This is a genomic window from Psychrobacter muriicola 2pS, assembly GCF_904846535.1.
Taxonomy (GTDB): Bacteria; Pseudomonadota; Gammaproteobacteria; order Pseudomonadales; family Moraxellaceae; genus Psychrobacter; species Psychrobacter aquimaris.
Genome location: NZ_CAJHBC010000001.1, coordinates 219,791 through 236,784, shown reverse-complemented (window position 1 = coordinate 236,784; position 16,994 = coordinate 219,791). Strand labels below are relative to the sequence as shown.

Genomic DNA, 16,994 nt, shown 5'->3' with positions numbered 1-16,994 from the left:
AAGGACGAAGGGCAGCAAGGTAGAGTGCTATAAATTGGCAAATATAGATAAAACTAAGCCAAGTAGATTAATGAAATTGAGTCGTTATTAATAAAAAGAGCACCTACCGTCTTGCACGAACGTCTACTTTAAGGACATTATTATGAAAGATATGCTTCAATCACCAACGCGGCGCCAACTGCTCTCGATGATTGGTAAAACAGCAGGCGCGACCGCGATGTATCAGGCGATGACGACATTAGGATTTGCGTCAGAGTCAAGTTTTAAAGAGACCATGGATCTTAAGGGTGCACCTCCGGGCGCTAGTATCGTCATTCTTGGTGCGGGTCTTGGCGGGCTGACCGCGGCTTATGAGTTACGTAAAGCGGGCTACGATGTCAAAGTGCTCGAATATCAAAATCGTGGCGGCGGTCGTAGCTGGACATTGAACAGCGGTGATAAATATACCGAGCTTGGCGGCGAAGAAGTCACCTGTGATTTTGAAGAGGGCAATTACTTTAATGGTGGACCGTGGCGTCTGCCAAGCCATCATTATGCCGTCTTCCATTATTGCAAACAGTTCGGTGTTGAAATGCAGCCCTTTATTCAAACCAATGATCGTGCTTATTTGCATCGAAGTACTCATTTCAACGGCGTACCTCAGCGTTTGGGCGATGTGAAAAACGATATCCAAGGTCATGTCGCGGAGCTGCTATCGAAATCAGTCAACGTCGGTGGTCTTGATCGCTCGATCAATACTGAGGATAAAGAAAAGCTATTAGAAGGTTTAAAAGGTTGGGGTGTGCTTGATAAAGATTATCGCTATCGCGCCAGTAATGAGACCAGTAAACATCGCGGTTTTAGTGTGTTTCCGGGCGGTGGCTTGATGCCTGATGCGACACCATCAAAACCTTTGCCGATCAGTGAGATATTAGATTCGGGTATGTGGGCAGATATTTATGGCAACCATATGACGTATGCTCATCAACCGACGATGTTTCAGCCAGTAGGTGGTATGGGGAAAATCGGTGATGCGTTCACTCGTGAATGCCGTGATCTGATTGAGTTTAATGCTAAAGTCACTAAAATCCATCAAGATGACAGTGGCGTAACGGTCGATTATGTAGACAGCAACAGTCCAAATGGTGCCACCAAAACCATTCGTGCAGATTGGTGCGTGTGCAATATTCCGCTTACTGTACTGACGCAGCTTGATATCAATGTCTCAAAACCGATGAAGCAGGCGATGGCCGCTGTACCTTATGAAACTTCTTATAAAGTTGGTCTAGAGTTCAACCGCCGCTTTTGGGAAGAAGACGAGTGGATATTTGGTGGTCTGACTTATACCGATATGCCCATTGCGCAGATTGCCTATCCTTCACAAAATATGTTTAAAGATGGTACTGGCGTGCTACTTGGCGCTTATGGTTATGGTCCAACGTCTTATAAGTTTAATACCTTAACGCCGCAAGAACGTATTAATGTCGCGCTTGCTTATGGTAAATACATCCATCCTCAGTATCCAAAAGAATTCCGCGCAGGGACATCAGTTGTCTGGCACCGTATTCCATGGACGCTTGGCTGTTATGGTATTTGGAATGAGTCGACCCGTCGTCAGCATTACGACACCTTGTGCAGTATTGATAATCGTATTGTACTAGCGGGCGAGCATTGCTCACACATTCCGGCATGGCAAGAAGGTGCTATTTTATCTGGTATGGATGCCGCAAAGCGCCTACATAAAAAAGCAAAAATGCTTGTTTAATAACGCTTGGTTAATATGAATAACTATAAGATTCAGAGGCTATCATGGACAATGCAATCGCGAAGAAGGCAATCTTGAAGAAAAAAGTCATGAAAAATATGACACTCAAACTGCTGACGGTGATGCTGCTGAGTGGGATAAGTAGTACAGCACTGTTGGGCTGTAGTCAACAGTCAGATGATGAAGTGACGGTTTCCAGTGTACAAGATCAGGATTCCCTAACAACCAATGACTATCAAGCAAGCCGAAATACGGGTGCGTGGGGCGGCGTTTATATGAGCCGTGAGGAGCTTACTGCACCTGCTATCAATATTGTCGACGACAGCTCATTGCCCAATATGGAAGATGACCCAAGCATTACTGAGTGGGACGCAAAGTTTGAAGGCACAAATGCCTTTGTGACGACAGATGGCAAAAAGCTGTATCACGACTCTTGTGCGGCTTGCCACATGCATAAAGGCGAGGGTGCTTACGGGGCAGGCTATTATCCGCCACTGGCGAATAACAGTAAGATGCAATCAAAGTATTACATCATCGATATCTTGATTAATGGCTTTCGTGGTATGCCGTCATTCCATGGTATGATGAACGATGCGCAGATGGCTGCGGTTACTCAATATGTGGTCAGTGACCTAAATGGTTTTACCGATACCGTTACTGCTGAAGATGTGGCAAAACTGCGGCATGCCAATCCATCAGCGGGTGATCCGAGTGATGAATAACACCATTATTTAAATTTTTAGCTAATAGTTTTTTAAGCAAAATGGTTCGTACAAACATTGCTTAACCATTCCCCGCAAGGTAAAAGTAAAAAAGCGCCTAATTATTTATTAGGCGCTTTTTTATAAGCAAGACTTTATGAATTAAGAAAGATAATGATAAATATGGTTTATTTAGGGCTAGATGACCAAATTGGTGAGCGAGCAATGCCTTGTACAGGTATGTCAAATGATTGGCCACTACTCAAAGATTTAATTGTTAATTTACCTTTGCCGCCTTGTTTTGAGGCATAAACTACATTTCTGCCACTGGGTGAAAAGCTTGGCGCTTCATCGATACCCGTATTGCCCAAATTAGCAGTGACCGCGCCGCCGCTATTCATAATAGCCGCTGAGCGACCATTTAAAAAGGCAATTTGTGAGCCATCGCTACTAAATTGCGGGCTAGTGGCATAACCGCTACTTGAGACCTTAGTAGTACGTCCTGAACCAAACTCATAACGATAAATTTGTGGTTTGTTAAATCCTGCGCGGTCACTGACGAAAACAAAGGATTTACCATCGGGTGCATAGTTTGGTTGTACTTCGCTGCTGGGCCAATTGGTCAGTTTTCTCGGTTGACCACCACTGGCGCTCATCTCATAAATATGGGCACTGCCTTCAAAGCTGCTAGAAAATAATATCTTGTTGCCATCTGGTGAAAATGATGGACTGAGATTGCTGCCAGGGAAGGGGGTTAACGGGGTTGCACCGCCACCGCTCACACTTTGTACATAAATAACGGGATAAGATTTATCGCGTTGTACGGAATAAGCGATGCGATTGCCATCTGGCGACCATGTTGGAGAAAAGATAGAACCAGTTACTTCAGTAATGGTTCTGGCATTTTCGCCATCAGCATCGATAACTTTAAGTAGCGATTTTTTATTTTTTCCAGCACCCACTTCTTCGATATAAGCAATACGCCCTGAAAAGTCACCTGGATTACCAGTAATCAATGCGTAGATTTTATTGGCAATGACGTGTCCAGCACGACGCATACTGTCAGGATCTTTATTTGTTGTCGAAGTTTGCTTGCCCTCAAGAATTCGCCCCGATTTGACATCAATGACTTCATAATCTGTGATAATTTTACCTCGGTTAGTACGCGTGCTACCGATTACTAAGTACGGAATACCTAAATTTTGCCATACTGGCAAAGTACCCGCCAGCTCGCTACTACTGCGTGGCTGCTGCGGTAGGTTTTGGCTAGTAATTTTTAGACCTTCTTTGCTTAAGTCATTGACTATAATGGGTGACAACACAGAATCACCAGCAAACGGTACAAACGCGACTTGGTTTTGTTGTCTTGGCGCTGTAGTAGAAACATCAATTTCTATGGGAGCCGCGGTAGATGCATAGGTTGGTACTAAAAGTAGGGGTGAAAATAATAATATATTTGAAATACTACGCATGATAAATGAGGTACTTTGTTTCATAAAAAATACTCTAAAAAGAAAGCTGTTATATGGGTATAAATATTACTTATAGTAAGTTAACTCTGTGATGTAAGCTACTCTTGCCCCAGTTATTTTATTTTGATGTTCATGATAATACGTTCAAACATTTCAGAACGGTTTAAATCAATCGGTAAAGGGTTAGATTCAATAGCTGCTCTTTCTACTGCTTGATTAACAAGTACATTTGAACTATCAGCTTTAGCATATATTATATTACCGACTTGGTCTAACCTAAGTCGCAGCTTCACACTTGTACCTTGAGTTTCCATCGGTAAGTCTAGGTTACGACTTATCTTATTTATTATAAGTAATTGAAAGTCATTTATAGAGTGAGCTTTTATAATGTCATTATGAGATTCTAGTTTAGCTTTCTCAGGTATGGTAGCTGAGGTAGGAGTGGAACATAATAGCAAAGAAAGCATTAGAGATAAGTTTGTAGGATTATATTTCATAGAAAAAACCAGAGTATTTATGAAACAATTATGATTGATATGCTAATTGACGGTGACATTGATTATAAGATCTGAAAAACTAGAAGAATTTTCTAAATCAATGGGCAATGGACTAGAAGCAAATGCCGCTACTTCTGCTGCCTTATTGACCTTTGAATTAGAACCACTAGCATCGGCAGATATTACATTGCCTCTTGAATCTAATTTAAGCCTTACTTTAGCAGTCAGCCCTTGAGTTTCAGTTGGGGCATTAAGGTTTTGTTCTATTTTATCAGCGATAGCACGCTTAAAGTCACCTATCGAAGGTTTGCCACTACTATCACTAGATTGATTAGTAGAGGCGCTTCCTGATGCAGTTGACTGTCCGTCATCTCGTAAGCTAAGCGTCTGGCCTGCGCTACCTGAACCACCTGTATCAATTTTCAGGTTTCGATCGGTAGCAGTGGGGCGTGTAATCTTAGGCGGGTTATTTTGTTTATTACGGAAATCGCCCAGCTGTTTTTGTTCTTCTATTAGTTGTTCTTTTTTGTTTTGCTCCACCTGACTATGTTCTTCTGTCACCGACTCATCTAATTGTGCTGCCCACTCTGCCATTCGACGTTCGTAGTCTTGATTTTGCTCAAGTAAGCGTTGATGCTGCTCTTCACTCATCAGCATTGGTTGACTGGCAGGATCGTTAGAGCGCGTAAAGACAGGCACGCGCTGAGAGTTTGGCTGGCTGGTGCTATCGCTAAAACTTTCTGATGATGAGGTGCTCGATGCACTGCTTGCACCAGTTTCAGCTTGCATCGCGCTAGCTGCCGCTGCACGATTGGCAAGGATTTGACCTTGCATTGCAGCCAATTGCTCAGGTGAGACCATGACCGTCTCAATACTTTCCACAGTGTCGGTGTTAGTATGTTGATAAGTATAAACGAGTATCCCAATCACAAGCCCATGTGCCAGCACGCTAAGTAACGTAGGCAACGTTAGCCCATTGCCTTCAGGTTGGGTCGGTACATAAACGACAGGAGCTTTATGCATGGTAAAGATACTCAAGGACGAGGTTCATCAAATTATCTACTTTATTATAGCAAGCTGAGTGCTGAATAGGATTTATTATAATGATGGTGTGGGTAAGGGTGCGCCTGTTAATAATCCCACCTTTTGGATGCCTGCTTGTTGTAAGGTGGCCATGAGTGTCATGATAGCGCCATATTGATTGTTTTGATCGGCATTAATCATGACTTGTAAAGGCTGCGCCCCAGCATCGCTACTTTGATTTTGTAAATTGGATAGAGTGTCAATCAGCTCTGGTTCACTAATCGGCAGGTCGACATTGTTTTCATAACTGATAAAAATCTCGCCACTATCGGTCAAGGACACAATGACCGGTAGTTGGCTTTGGCTCATAGTATTGGTTTGCTCTTTTGGCAAGTCAACATCGACGCCCGTAATCAGCATGGGCGCTGTGACCATAAATATGACGAGCAGCACCAACATCACGTCGATATAAGGAACGACATTCATCTCCGCATTGAGCGCTTTTTTTTCACGGCGATAGGGACTTTGTTTCATGATTTCATAGTCCTTGTGCCTGAGTGGCAGTAGATGGCGTTTCTCTCGTAGCGATACTGTCTCTACCAACAGTGCTTTCTGCACTGGTCTCGCGCTGGAGCATGCCCGTCATTTCATCACAAAATAAAGCACGTGAATCATAAAGGCGGCTTGATTTGGCCGTAAAGTGGTTATACGCCAGTACGGCAGGAATCGCTGCAAACAAGCCCATAGCGGTTGCGATTAATGCTTCAGCAATCCCAGGTGCGACAGACGCTAGGGTCGCTTGTTCCGTTTGTGACAATCCTAAAAAGGCATTCATGATGCCCCAAACCGTACCGAACAATCCAATATAAGGCGCGACTGAGCCAATACTCGCTAGCGTGGTAAGCCCTGATTCTAATAGTTGCTGCTGACGCCCTAAACCAACTCGTAGCTTGCGCTCTACACCATCGATGATGTCATCTTTGGGTTGGCGCTTTTTATGCATTCTTAAGTATTCAGAAAATCCCACATAAAATATTTGCTCAAGTCCTTGGCGTTCAGGAGAACCTTGTACGCCTTGATACAGCTTGGCTAGATCCTCACCTGACCAAAACCAAGTTTCGAACTGTTGATCGAAGTTTTTGGCCGTACCAAGCCGCGCGCTCATACGAAAGATAATTACCCAGCTGAGCAAAGACGCCATTAACAATAATGCCATCACAATCTGCACCAAGAGACTGGCTTGGGTAATAAGGTCGATAATATTTAATGATTCAGGCATGTATGGGACTCATGGGTAATTAATAATAGCTGGTATGGCGCGACACGCAGACCAGATAGGATCTTTAATAACTAAGATATGAAAGTACAGTAATGTGGCATATTGCTATCAGCCGCCTAGTGTACTGTTAAATGTCAAAAAGGTCATTTGTTAAAATGTTAAATGCCAAATAATTAACAGCTGTCTATATGGTTCATAGTATAAGGTTAATTTGTATGCGTATGTCTGAAATATTGTCTGGCTATTATGACTCAATCAACTGAAAAGGTGGGTTTGTACCCGTAAGGCACTGGTAATGATTGAATTTGTACCGCAATTTCTCTAAAATGTTGCACCTTGTTACCGCTGTCTTTTGATGATGACGTCGCCATTTATTGGATGACGTCTTATTTATTTTAGGCATCAATAAATTTGTTCTTTCACTAGCAAGCTGGGCGCGACACTTATGAATGCAATTGAACGCTATTTTGGGATTAATGGTGAAAACACCACAGTCAAAACGGAAATCCTTGCCGGTATAACTACCTTTTTGACCATGGCTTACATCATCTTTGTAAACCCCAACGTATTGGCGGAAGCTGGTATGGACAAAGGGGCGGTATTTGTTGCCACTTGTTTAGCAGCGGCAATAGGCTGCTTTATTATGGGTATCTATGCCAGACTGCCGGTGGCACTTGCCCCAGGTATGGGTTTGAACGCCTTTTTTACTTATGGCGTCGTACTGGGTATGGGCTACGCTTGGCAAACTGCGCTAGGTGCTGTTTTCTTATCGGGTTGTTTGTTTATTATTTTGAGTTTGTTTAAGATTCGCGAATGGATTATCAATGCCATTCCAACCAGCCTTAAGCAAGGTATTGTGGCAGGTATTGGTGCTTTCTTAGCATTTATTGCGCTACAGAGCTCAGGTATTATTGTCGGTCGTGATTCGACATTGTTGATGCTTGGTGACATGACCTCATTTGCGCCTATGATGGCTGCATTAGGTTTCTTTATTATTATTGGTTTGGTCTATAAAAAAGTCCCAGGCGCCGTGACAATTGGTATTTTAATTATCACCGTGATTAGCTTGTTGACGGGTAATACGCAGTTTACTGGTGTCATGTCTACGCCGCCATCCATCACACCAACATTGATGGAGCTTGATATTGCGGGTGCGTTCGACGTTGGTATGATCAGTGTTATTTTTGCTTTTTTATTCGTCGATTTATTTGATACGACAGGTAGCTTAGTTGGCATCGCCAATAAAGCGGGTTTAATCGATAAAGACGGCAATATTCCTAATATGGACAAAGCGCTATTGGCCGATTCTACCGCTACGGTCGCTGGTGCAATGTTGGGTACGTCATCGACCACCAGTTATATTGAGAGTGCTTCTGGAGTGGCATCAGGTGGCCGTACAGGTCTGATGGCAGTGACGGTTGGCGTATTGTTTGTACTGAGTATTTTCTTTGCACCATTGGCTGGTATGATTCCCGCTTACGCCACAGCTGGCGCGATTTTCTATGTGTCGGTACTGATGTTATTTACCCTGAAAGAAATCAACTGGGAAGATTTGACAGAAGCGGCTCCAGTAGCGGTCGTTCTGCTATTGACCCCGCTGACGTACTCTATCGCTGATGGTATTGCGCTTGGTTTTATCACCTTTACCGCGGTAAAACTGATGACGGGTAAGTTCTCTGAAATCACGATTCCAGTTTGGGTGTTGACGATTATTTTGCTGACCAAGTTGGTGGTGTTATAAGTGTTAATAGGATGCTGTGAGCGTCTGATATTACTTTGCCACTTTTGATTGCTGTTACTCTCAACTCCTCTTTATTCTCAAGCGATAAAGGGGAGTTTTTTTTGGTTTGAAAGTGCCCAAATTTTTCTTAATTTATTCAAGTGTTTGATTTAATAAAATAATTAATATGTAATAGTAAATAGGAAAGTATAACCAACGCGTCATGATGAATAAAGTGCTGTTAACTGATTGTTTTTTAGAAATATCTTAATTTGTGAAAATAAGCAATATCGTTAGTTTGAAATTTTTTTTCATGATATTATAGCCAAGCTAAGCGCATCACCTCAATCAACGCCGTAGAGGTTTTTCTTACAGTGAATTAGCACCACCCAAGATGGCAGGTTTTTTATTGCTAAAGCAGCGATATCTGATCATCACACTCCTTTCACTACAAACAAGAAGAAGGCACTAATGCCGCTTAGCTGTTCGTTGTTGCCTTTGTATTGTTAACGTAGCCCGTTTAACAGTCGAACGACCTACTTAACCGTTTCCAGCCCGTGCTGGATTTTCTCGTTTTGTGATGGCGCCGTTTGGTCTTTTGATTATTGCTGTAAGTATCCGTCGATAGCCATCATCTAAATGAATGATGGTGATAGGTAGTTATACAAGACGATCAGACTTCCTAAAGCACTATTTATGATGGTTTTTAAACGATAGTTATGGAGTTGTTATGAACCCAGTAGACCAGTTTACCCCGCAAGAGCCGATTTTGTTTAATCCTGTCGATTTGCTATCGCCAGACTACATTGCCCAGTCGTCAGAAACGCTGCACGCCCGTATTTCGCCGTTGTATAGCGTTGATGAAGAGCGCTGGTTGTCCACGTTATTGCCACTTGCTAAACCCAGCACGGAAGAACGTGACGCCGCTGCTGAGCAAACGCGCCAGCTGGTCGAACATGTACGTAATGATGGCAAAGCGGTCAAGATGGTTGACTCGTTATTGCTTGAGTATAGCCTTGATACCCAAGAAGGTATCTTGCTGATGAGCTTGGCAGAAGCCTTGATTCGAGTGCCAGACAATTATACTGCTGATGCATTGATTCATGACAAAATGAGTGTGGCTGATTGGAAAAAGCACATCAAAAATGACAACGGTTTTATGGTCAATGCCTCAACATGGGGCATGATGATGACAGGCCGTGTCGTCAGTATTGACAGTAGCACCACAGCGTCAGGCTTCTTGGATCGTATGACCAAAAAAATGGGTGAGCCTGTTATTCGTAGTGCCATGCAAAAAGCCATGCGTATCATGGGTCATCAGTTTGTATTGGGCGAGACCATCGAAGACGCCAATAAGAATAGCCAGCCTTATCGTAATAAAGGCTATACCTATTCGTTTGATATGCTCGGCGAAGCGGCTATTGCTCATAAAGACGCTGAAAAATACTTCAATGACTACTTGCATGCGATCAGAGCCACTGCCAGTATCAAAGTCAAAGAAGGCATGCCTAAGCCGTCAGTGTCTATCAAACTGTCAGCATTGCATCCTCGCTATGAAGCCACACAAGAAGCTCAAGTCATGGGTCTATTGCGTCAACGTTGCTTGCTGCTTATTGAAGCGGCACGTGAAGTCAACGTTGATCTTAGTATCGATGCCGAAGAAGCCGATCGCCTTGAAATTTCTTTAAAACTATTTGAGTCTTTGTACCGTGATAACTTGACGGCTGGCTGGGATGGTTTAGGTATCGTCGTGCAAGGTTACTCTAAACGTGCTATCGCTGTATTAGCTTGGCTTGCTCGTTTGTCTACTGAAGTGGGAGACCGTATTCCAGTACGTCTGGTAAAAGGCGCCTATTGGGATACTGAGATCAAACTTGCCCAGCAAAAAGGTCTGTCAGGCTATCCTGTTTGGACACGTAAAGAAGGCACAGATACCGCCTATCTTGCCTGTGCGCGTTTCTTATTATCAGATCATCTGCGCGGATTGATTTGGCCACAGTTTGCGACACACAATGCCCATACCCTAGCGTCAATTATGACCATGAGTAAGCATAGAGACTTTGAGTTTCAGCGTCTGCATGGCATGGGTGATGCTCTTTATGATCATATCTTACAAGCCTATCAAATTCCGGTACGTATCTATGCCCCAGTTGGCGCGCATAAAGATTTGCTGCCGTACTTGGTTCGCCGCTTGCTCGAAAATGGTGCAAACAGCTCGTTTGTCCATCAGCTACTAGACAAGTCTTATCCGATTGAGAAGCTGACAGTACATCCCTATGACAAGCTACTGTCTAATGCGACATTGCACAATCCAGAGATTCCGTTACCGTTAGAGATTTATGGTGCGCGCCGTGCTAGTTTTGGCCCTAATATCTTTGTAGAGTCACAATGGCTGCCCTTTAAATCTGCTATCGATAGCCATTTGGATAAAACTTGGTCGGCGACGTCCATCGTCAATGGCAAAGCAATTGATGAATATGAAGTAGATGGCGTAACGCATAAGCTTGAGACTCAAACCGTACGTGCACCTTGGAACCACGAAGTTAGTGCTGGCGAAGTGACCTATGCCAACGCTGAAGTGGCGCGCCAAGCAATTGATGTTGCTGTAGCAGGTCAAATTGTCTGGCAAGCAGTATCAGCTGCTAAGCGTGCTGAAATATTGCGTAAGATAGCTGATCTCTATGAAGAAAACTACGCTGAGCTAATGGCGCTATGCCAAGTCGAAGCTGGTAAGACCATGCAAGATGGTATCGATGAGATCAAAGAAGCCGTTGATTTCTGCCGTTTTTATGCCGATGAAGCAGAGCGTCTAGACGATGTCGTGCATGAATTCACCGATTTGGCTGGCAAGCAATCTCGTCAAGTTTATAAACCACGGGGCACCTTTGTCTGTATTAGCCCATGGAACTTTCCATTGGCTATCTATACTGGTCAAATCGTAGCGGCACTAGCAGCAGGCAATACGGTTGTGGCGAAACCTGCCGAACAAACCAGCTTGATTGCTCATTTTGGTGCCCAGCTAATGTATCAAGCAGGCGTACCAACAGAAGCCTTACAGTTAGTGATCGGTGCTGGCGATGTTGGTGGAGCACTAACAGCCGATGATAATATCGCAGGTGTGATATTTACGGGGTCAACCCAAACCGCTCAACGTATTAACAAAAGCCTAAATGATCATGCGCAAGCCAGTGGTGAACTGCCCGTCTTCATCGCCGAAACAGGCGGTCAGAATGCTATGATTGTCGATTCAACAGCATTGCCAGAACAAGTGGTTAGAGATGCTGTCTTATCTGCATTTGGTTCAGCAGGTCAGCGTTGCTCAGCTTGCCGAATATTGTGCGTGCAAGAAGAAATGGCTGATAATTTAATTGAGCTATTACAAGGTAATATGGCTGAGCTATCAGTAGGCAATCCATTATACGCTGCCACAGATGTGGGCCCAGTGATTGATGCGGATGCCAAGCACGGTCTGGAAGCGCATATTGAGCGTATGGATGCTGAGCCAACGGCGACTATCTTGGCACAGACACCAATGAGCTCAAGCTCAGTTGTCAGCCAAGAAAATTCTACCTTTGTATTGCCAACAGCGATCGAAGTGAAAAGTATCGATGTGATCGGTGGTGAGCATTTTGGCCCAATTTTGCATGTATTGCGCTATCAAGCACGTGATCTGAATAAGTTGATTGATGCCATCAACGCGACAGGCTTTGGCTTGACCTTGGGTATTCATAGCCGTATCGAAAATACTGCTGAGCACATCGAGCGCCGTGCTTTTGTAGGCAATACCTATATCAACCGTAACCAAATCGGTGCAGTCGTAAACGTACAACCATTCGGTGGTTGTGGTCTGTCTGGTACGGGTCCTAAAGCTGGTGGCCCGCATTATGTCGCACGTCTAATGCAGCTTAGCTCAGAGTCAAATAGTAGCAACCAGACAAATGCTAATACCACTACCCAAACCACCCCTCAAACAGAACTCGCATAAGGAGTAGCAACATGGCGACTGAATTCAAAAAAAATCATGCCCAGGTTTGTGAATCTTGGCGATTACTTGGCGCAGTGAATCGCGCAACATATCTGCAAGCGGCTATTCCGAAGTTGGCGCTGCTGACTGGTGATGCCAATAAAGCAAAGCGTTTGTTCAATCATCTATTGAGCGCCGCGCCTAGCTTGGATGAAGTGCATCGCATGACTGGTGCAACTGGTGAGTCCAACGATCTATATGTTACTGGTCGTGGTAAGACCATGGTTATTGGCGGTGAATCTGCTAGAGCCATGGCAGTATTAGGACAGCTCATAGCGGCACTATTGACAGGCAATGAAGTCATACTGCATTGCCCAAGCCAAGATGAGATGTGCAATGAAGCTGCCAAGATACTCTATGATGCAGGTATCAGCGATGATGTCTTGAGTGTTGCCAATGACTCGCAAACCATCACGCTTTTATATATCGATCGTCTGGCACAGGTTGCAGTCTCTGGTAGCGGAAGTGAAGTGCAGGCTATTAGTCAAGAGCTTGCCAATACCGATGGCATCTTAACTCAAGTGATTAGCGTTACCGATATGGAAGGCCTATCAGAGATGTTACCGCCTGATTATCTGCATCGTTTTGTCACTGAGCGCGTCAAAACAATCAATACCACAGCGATCGGTGGTAATGCTAGCTTGCTTGAGCTTGGTACAGAATAACCGTATTAATTACAAACCCGCTTAGCTCTTATATCCGTTTTGATAAGTGCTAAGCAGTGTTTGGTGTCGCTATTAATAGCAAATAAGATGTATAAGAAAAAACCGCTATCTGAGCAATTGTCAGATAGCGGTTTTTTTATTTGCGTTATTTGATTAATGTTTGATTAAGAGATGTTATTCAGCAATATCAATCCATACCCAGCCGTTCTCTAGCCATTCGCTCAAATCATCTGTATCAACATCGGTGATATCTTGATTATTTAGGTGTTCGCCATTAGCCAGACGCACCAATACCGCTATTGCTGCCTCGTCAAGCCCGTCGATACGCTGACCATTGGCATATAGCACGATGCCATCATTAGTCTGGCTATAGAGCAAACGATTGCTATAGTCCGCTTGCAATGTGGCACCTTCTGCTAGAGCTTGCATTAGCTCATCCGTATCCAGTGTATCCTCTGGCATCAGCGCATCATACTGGCGCTTGCTGACGACTTCAGAAACTGCTTGACGAATGATGTCATCACCACGCTCAGACTGTAGCATTTGTAATAGCTGATCTTTGATTGCATTGATGCTGCTCGTTTGCAAATTACCTGATGCTTGCAGCGCTTGTGGCAGCAGCATTGGGATAAATAAATCGCTGTCGTTGGTGGCGATATCAGCTAAGCTGTCGATGATTTGCATCAAGTTTGGACGACGACAGCCAAAAGAGAAAGTCAAACAGTCATCTTCTGCGACACCAAAATGCGACAGCTTTGGCGGTACATAGAGTACGTCACCCGCTTCTAGTATTTCGTCAAAGATAATCTCGCCCATATCATCAAACAATCGAATTGGCTCATCGGCGACAAACTCGGTATTTTTATCACAGAATTTGCCCAGTTGCCAACGTCTAGCCCCAAACCCTTGCGCTAAAAACACATCATAATCGTCATAGTGTTTGCCGACTGAACCACCTTTTGGCGCATAGGAAACCATGATGTCATCACGTTGCCATTGCGGGACAAAGTCAAACGCTTGCCACAACTGACCAAGCTCTGGCGACCACTGTTCAAGGTTTTGTACCAGTACAGTCCACTGTTCTGGCAGGTTCTCAAAATCATTTTCACTCAGCGGACTTTTCTTGAGTTGCCAATGCGCCTGACCTTCTTTTTTACTTGCTGCTTGAGTTAGTAAACGCGCCGAGGCGTCTTCTTCTAAGGCTAGACCAAGCATGTCGTCGGGTTCAAACATGCCAATTAGCTGTGGTAAACCTTGTTTAATCAAGAGTGGCTTTTTTTGCCAGTATTCGCTTAAAAATTGCTCAGGAGTGATAGAGTCGGGTAAACAAAGAGGTGTAGAGGTCATGGGTAAATCCGTGTCTGTAAATAGGTGTGAGATTAATGGGGTATGAGATTAAAAGTAAGGATTGCTTTATAGGACGGTTTTAATAGTTTATGATTATCACCTAACAGCTGGCCATCACTTAAATGATGATTATCGTCAGCGCATTCAATTAATCGTAGGAAATTTATGAAAAAACTGCATTTTATCGTCATCATCGCTAGTGTGTTTTTACTACAAGCCTGTGTGCACAAGATAGTAACCGTACCAGCTAAAATTGCTTATAAAACGACCAAGGGTGTGGTCAAAGGCACCGTCGCTGTCGGTAAAGCAATCATACCGGGCGATAGTGATGATGACAAAAAAGAAGATTGATTTATAATTTGATCATAGATCGTTTACGGGTATGAAAAAGAACCATCGCTGCTGCAATTAGCCCACCGAGTAATGCTAAAGCCATGTCTTTGTGGGCATCCCAAATATCACCTTGTTGACCATTATAAGCTTCAGCGGCTTCCGGTGACAACGTTGTCGCAATTCCCCATTCAATGAGCTCGTAAAGCAGACTTGATGACATATTCATCATGAGCACAATGGCTATTAAAAGTTTGACTGATCGAATCTTAAAGATAAATTTTGCGCTTTCAACCATCGCATTGAATAGCAACAGTCCATAGCTAAAATGTACCAGCCTGTCATACATATTACGCTGCCAACCAAAAAATTCGCCCAGTTGTACGCCGAATAGCTGTTGTGTCCAATCATCGTAAGGTACATACGAATATAAATAGCGTGCGCCGATAATATGAATGAATAGAAATATGACAGCAAGCACATAAGAGCGCGAGCTGATATACCAGTAGCGATAGGCAACGAGTATTAATGCTAAAAAAAGCAGTGTACCCAATTGATGCAGCAGGTAACTTGACCAATCTAGAGGCGCAATGCTTGCCAGCACCATGACGATAAATACCGCCATAGTACTGACAATCACAGAGTTGACGTTTCGAGGCATCTGTACGCTTGTTTAATTATTAGTTATTATTAATAGCTAATGATTAAAGCTTAGCAATCCACTCTTTAATGGTACGTGCTTGCTCCGCCGCATTACCAATGTAAGTAGCAGGCGTCAATGCGCGTAGACGTGCTTTATCAGCATCGCTAACAGCTGATAGCTCATCGCTTTCCACAAAAGTTAGCATGGCTTCACGAGTCATGGCATTACCACGGGTTAAGGCTTTTAGCTTCTCGTATGGGTTTTCAACACGGTAGCGACGCATGACGGTTTGAATCGGCTCTGCCAATACTTCTTGTGCATTGTCCAAATCGTCATTTAAGCGCTGCGCATTTAACTCAAGTTTGCTGACACCTTTTAGGCAAGCATCAAAAGCAATCATGCTTTGTGCCAGACCAACACCGATATTACGTAATACGGTAGAGTCTGACAAATCACGCTGCATACGTGAAATCGGTAGTTTTTCGCCCAAATGAGCCAGCATGGCATTGGCAACGCCCAAGTTACCTTCAGAGTTTTCAAAATCAATCGGGTTGACTTTATGCGGCATAGTAGAAGAGCCCACTTCACCATCTTTTAGGCGCTGTTTAAAATAGCCTAAGCTAATATATTGCCAAATGTCACGGTTAAAATCGATTAGGATGGTATTAAATCGTTTAACTGCATCAAATAGTTCAGCGATATAGTCATGCGGCTCAATCTGAGTCGTATAAGGGTTGAATGTTAGTGCTAAACGCTGGTCAATAAACTGCTCAGCATGAGTCTGCCAATCAACATCAGGATACGCTGAAAAATGGGCATTATAGTTGCCAACTGCGCCATTGATTTTACCCAATAGCTCTACTTGATTTACTTGCTTAATTTGGCGAGCTAAGCGATAGGCGACGTTTGCCATTTCTTTACCAAGCGTCGTTGGGCTTGCCGTCTGACCATGGGTGCGTGATAGCATTGGCTGGTCAGCATGAGCAATTGCCAAATCAATGATGCTATCGGTCACTTGCTGCATTTTAGCAACCACAATCTCACGGCTATCTTTTAGCATTAACGCATAAGACAAGTTATTGATGTCTTCACTAGTACAGGCAAAATGAATAAATTCTAGCGAGTCAATCAAAGCATCCTGACCGCGGAATTTGTCTTTGATAAAGTACTCAACGGCTTTCACATCGTGGTTGGTTGTCGCTTCAATATCTTTAATGGCTTGTGCGTCCGCTTCGCTGAAATCATCAACGATGCTATTTAAAAAGGCATTGGTGTCGGCATCAAATGCTGCTAATTCACCAATAGCACTGTTATCCGCCAATGATTGTAACCAGCGAATCTCGACGGTAACGCGGGCTTTAATTAGACCAAATTCAGATAAATAAGGACGCAAGCTATCAGCCTTTGATGCGTAACGACCATCAATTGGAGAGAGAGCGGTAAGTGGAGTCATGGTTATGCCTCAGTAGTTATGAAATAAAAAACTGCAAGAGTCTAGATAAAAAATTACCATATAAAAAACGACGTCGAAATCGTTGCGCGTAATATA

The 16,994-nt window shown here is 43.7% G+C and carries 14 protein-coding genes; 6 read left to right on the top strand and 8 right to left on the bottom strand.

Annotation, left to right across the window (positions count from 1 at the left end):
- Positions 1 to 142: 142 nt before the first annotated feature.
- On the top strand, positions 143 to 1,744 hold the full coding sequence (locus JMX93_RS00995) for a flavin monoamine oxidase family protein (RefSeq protein ID WP_499203585.1): 1,602 nt from the start codon (positions 143 to 145) through the stop codon (positions 1,742 to 1,744).
- 89 nt (positions 1,745 to 1,833) lie between these two features.
- Positions 1,834 to 2,466: a c-type cytochrome gene (locus tag JMX93_RS00990; protein ID WP_193012426.1), complete on the top strand. Its 633-nt coding sequence runs from the start codon at positions 1,834 to 1,836 to the stop codon at positions 2,464 to 2,466.
- Positions 2,467 to 2,633: 167 nt separating this feature from the next.
- Here the strand turns inward: JMX93_RS00990 and JMX93_RS00985 are convergent, their stop codons facing one another.
- The 5 genes from JMX93_RS00985 to tolQ form a co-directional block, all read right to left on the bottom strand.
- Positions 2,634 to 3,941: a PD40 domain-containing protein gene (locus JMX93_RS00985; protein WP_193012422.1), complete on the bottom strand. Its 1,308-nt coding sequence runs from the start codon at positions 3,939 to 3,941 to the stop codon at positions 2,634 to 2,636.
- 89 nt (positions 3,942 to 4,030) lie between these two features.
- Entirely contained in the window at positions 4,031 to 4,414 is a 384-nt protein-coding gene (locus JMX93_RS00980) for a cell envelope integrity TolA family protein (RefSeq protein ID WP_443215752.1), read from the bottom strand.
- A 42-nt stretch (positions 4,415 to 4,456) separates the two neighbouring features.
- Positions 4,457 to 5,437: a cell envelope integrity TolA family protein gene (locus tag JMX93_RS00975; RefSeq protein WP_443215753.1), complete on the bottom strand. Its 981-nt coding sequence runs from the start codon at positions 5,435 to 5,437 to the stop codon at positions 4,457 to 4,459.
- Between the two features lie 75 nt (positions 5,438 to 5,512).
- Positions 5,513 to 5,971 carry a protein TolR gene (tolR, locus tag JMX93_RS00970; protein WP_198331959.1) on the bottom strand — a complete coding sequence of 153 codons (459 nt, stop codon included), beginning with the start codon at positions 5,969 to 5,971 and terminating at the stop codon, positions 5,513 to 5,515.
- A gap of 4 nt (positions 5,972 to 5,975) precedes the next feature.
- Positions 5,976 to 6,716, bottom strand: coding sequence for a protein TolQ (gene tolQ, locus JMX93_RS00965; RefSeq protein ID WP_193012418.1), 741 nt, complete (start codon positions 6,714 to 6,716; stop codon positions 5,976 to 5,978).
- Between the two features lie 445 nt (positions 6,717 to 7,161).
- Between tolQ and JMX93_RS00960 the strand changes: the two genes are divergently transcribed.
- The 3 genes from JMX93_RS00960 (at position 7,162) to JMX93_RS00950 (ending at position 13,125) form a co-directional block, all read left to right on the top strand.
- Positions 7,162 to 8,457, top strand: coding sequence for an NCS2 family permease (locus JMX93_RS00960; RefSeq protein ID WP_087815206.1), 1,296 nt, complete (start codon positions 7,162 to 7,164; stop codon positions 8,455 to 8,457).
- A 709-nt stretch (positions 8,458 to 9,166) separates the two neighbouring features.
- On the top strand, positions 9,167 to 12,421 hold the full coding sequence (putA, locus tag JMX93_RS00955; protein WP_193012416.1) for a bifunctional proline dehydrogenase/L-glutamate gamma-semialdehyde dehydrogenase PutA: 3,255 nt from the start codon (positions 9,167 to 9,169) through the stop codon (positions 12,419 to 12,421).
- Between the two features lie 11 nt (positions 12,422 to 12,432).
- Positions 12,433 to 13,125: a 1-pyrroline-5-carboxylate dehydrogenase gene (locus JMX93_RS00950; RefSeq protein ID WP_193012415.1), complete on the top strand. Its 693-nt coding sequence runs from the start codon at positions 12,433 to 12,435 to the stop codon at positions 13,123 to 13,125.
- 174 nt (positions 13,126 to 13,299) lie between these two features.
- Here JMX93_RS00950 and JMX93_RS00945 read toward each other — a convergent pair whose 3' ends face one another.
- On the bottom strand, positions 13,300 to 14,472 hold the full coding sequence (locus JMX93_RS00945; protein ID WP_499203584.1) for a JmjC domain-containing protein: 1,173 nt from the start codon (positions 14,470 to 14,472) through the stop codon (positions 13,300 to 13,302).
- Between the two features lie 165 nt (positions 14,473 to 14,637).
- On the opposite strand from JMX93_RS00945, the gene JMX93_RS00940 reads away from it, so the two are divergent.
- Positions 14,638 to 14,823, top strand: coding sequence for an NF038104 family lipoprotein (locus tag JMX93_RS00940; protein ID WP_193012413.1), 186 nt, complete (start codon positions 14,638 to 14,640; stop codon positions 14,821 to 14,823).
- Position 14,824: 1 nt separating this feature from the next.
- On the opposite strand, the gene JMX93_RS00935 is transcribed toward JMX93_RS00940, so the two are convergent.
- Both JMX93_RS00935 and purB read right to left on the bottom strand, forming a co-directional pair.
- Positions 14,825 to 15,463: a DUF2238 domain-containing protein gene (locus JMX93_RS00935; RefSeq protein ID WP_499203583.1), complete on the bottom strand. Its 639-nt coding sequence runs from the start codon at positions 15,461 to 15,463 to the stop codon at positions 14,825 to 14,827.
- Positions 15,464 to 15,506: 43 nt separating this feature from the next.
- Positions 15,507 to 16,898, bottom strand: a complete 1,392-nt coding sequence (gene purB / locus JMX93_RS00930) for an adenylosuccinate lyase (protein ID WP_499203582.1) — start codon at positions 16,896 to 16,898, stop codon at positions 15,507 to 15,509.
- Positions 16,899 to 16,994: the final 96 nt, after the last annotated feature.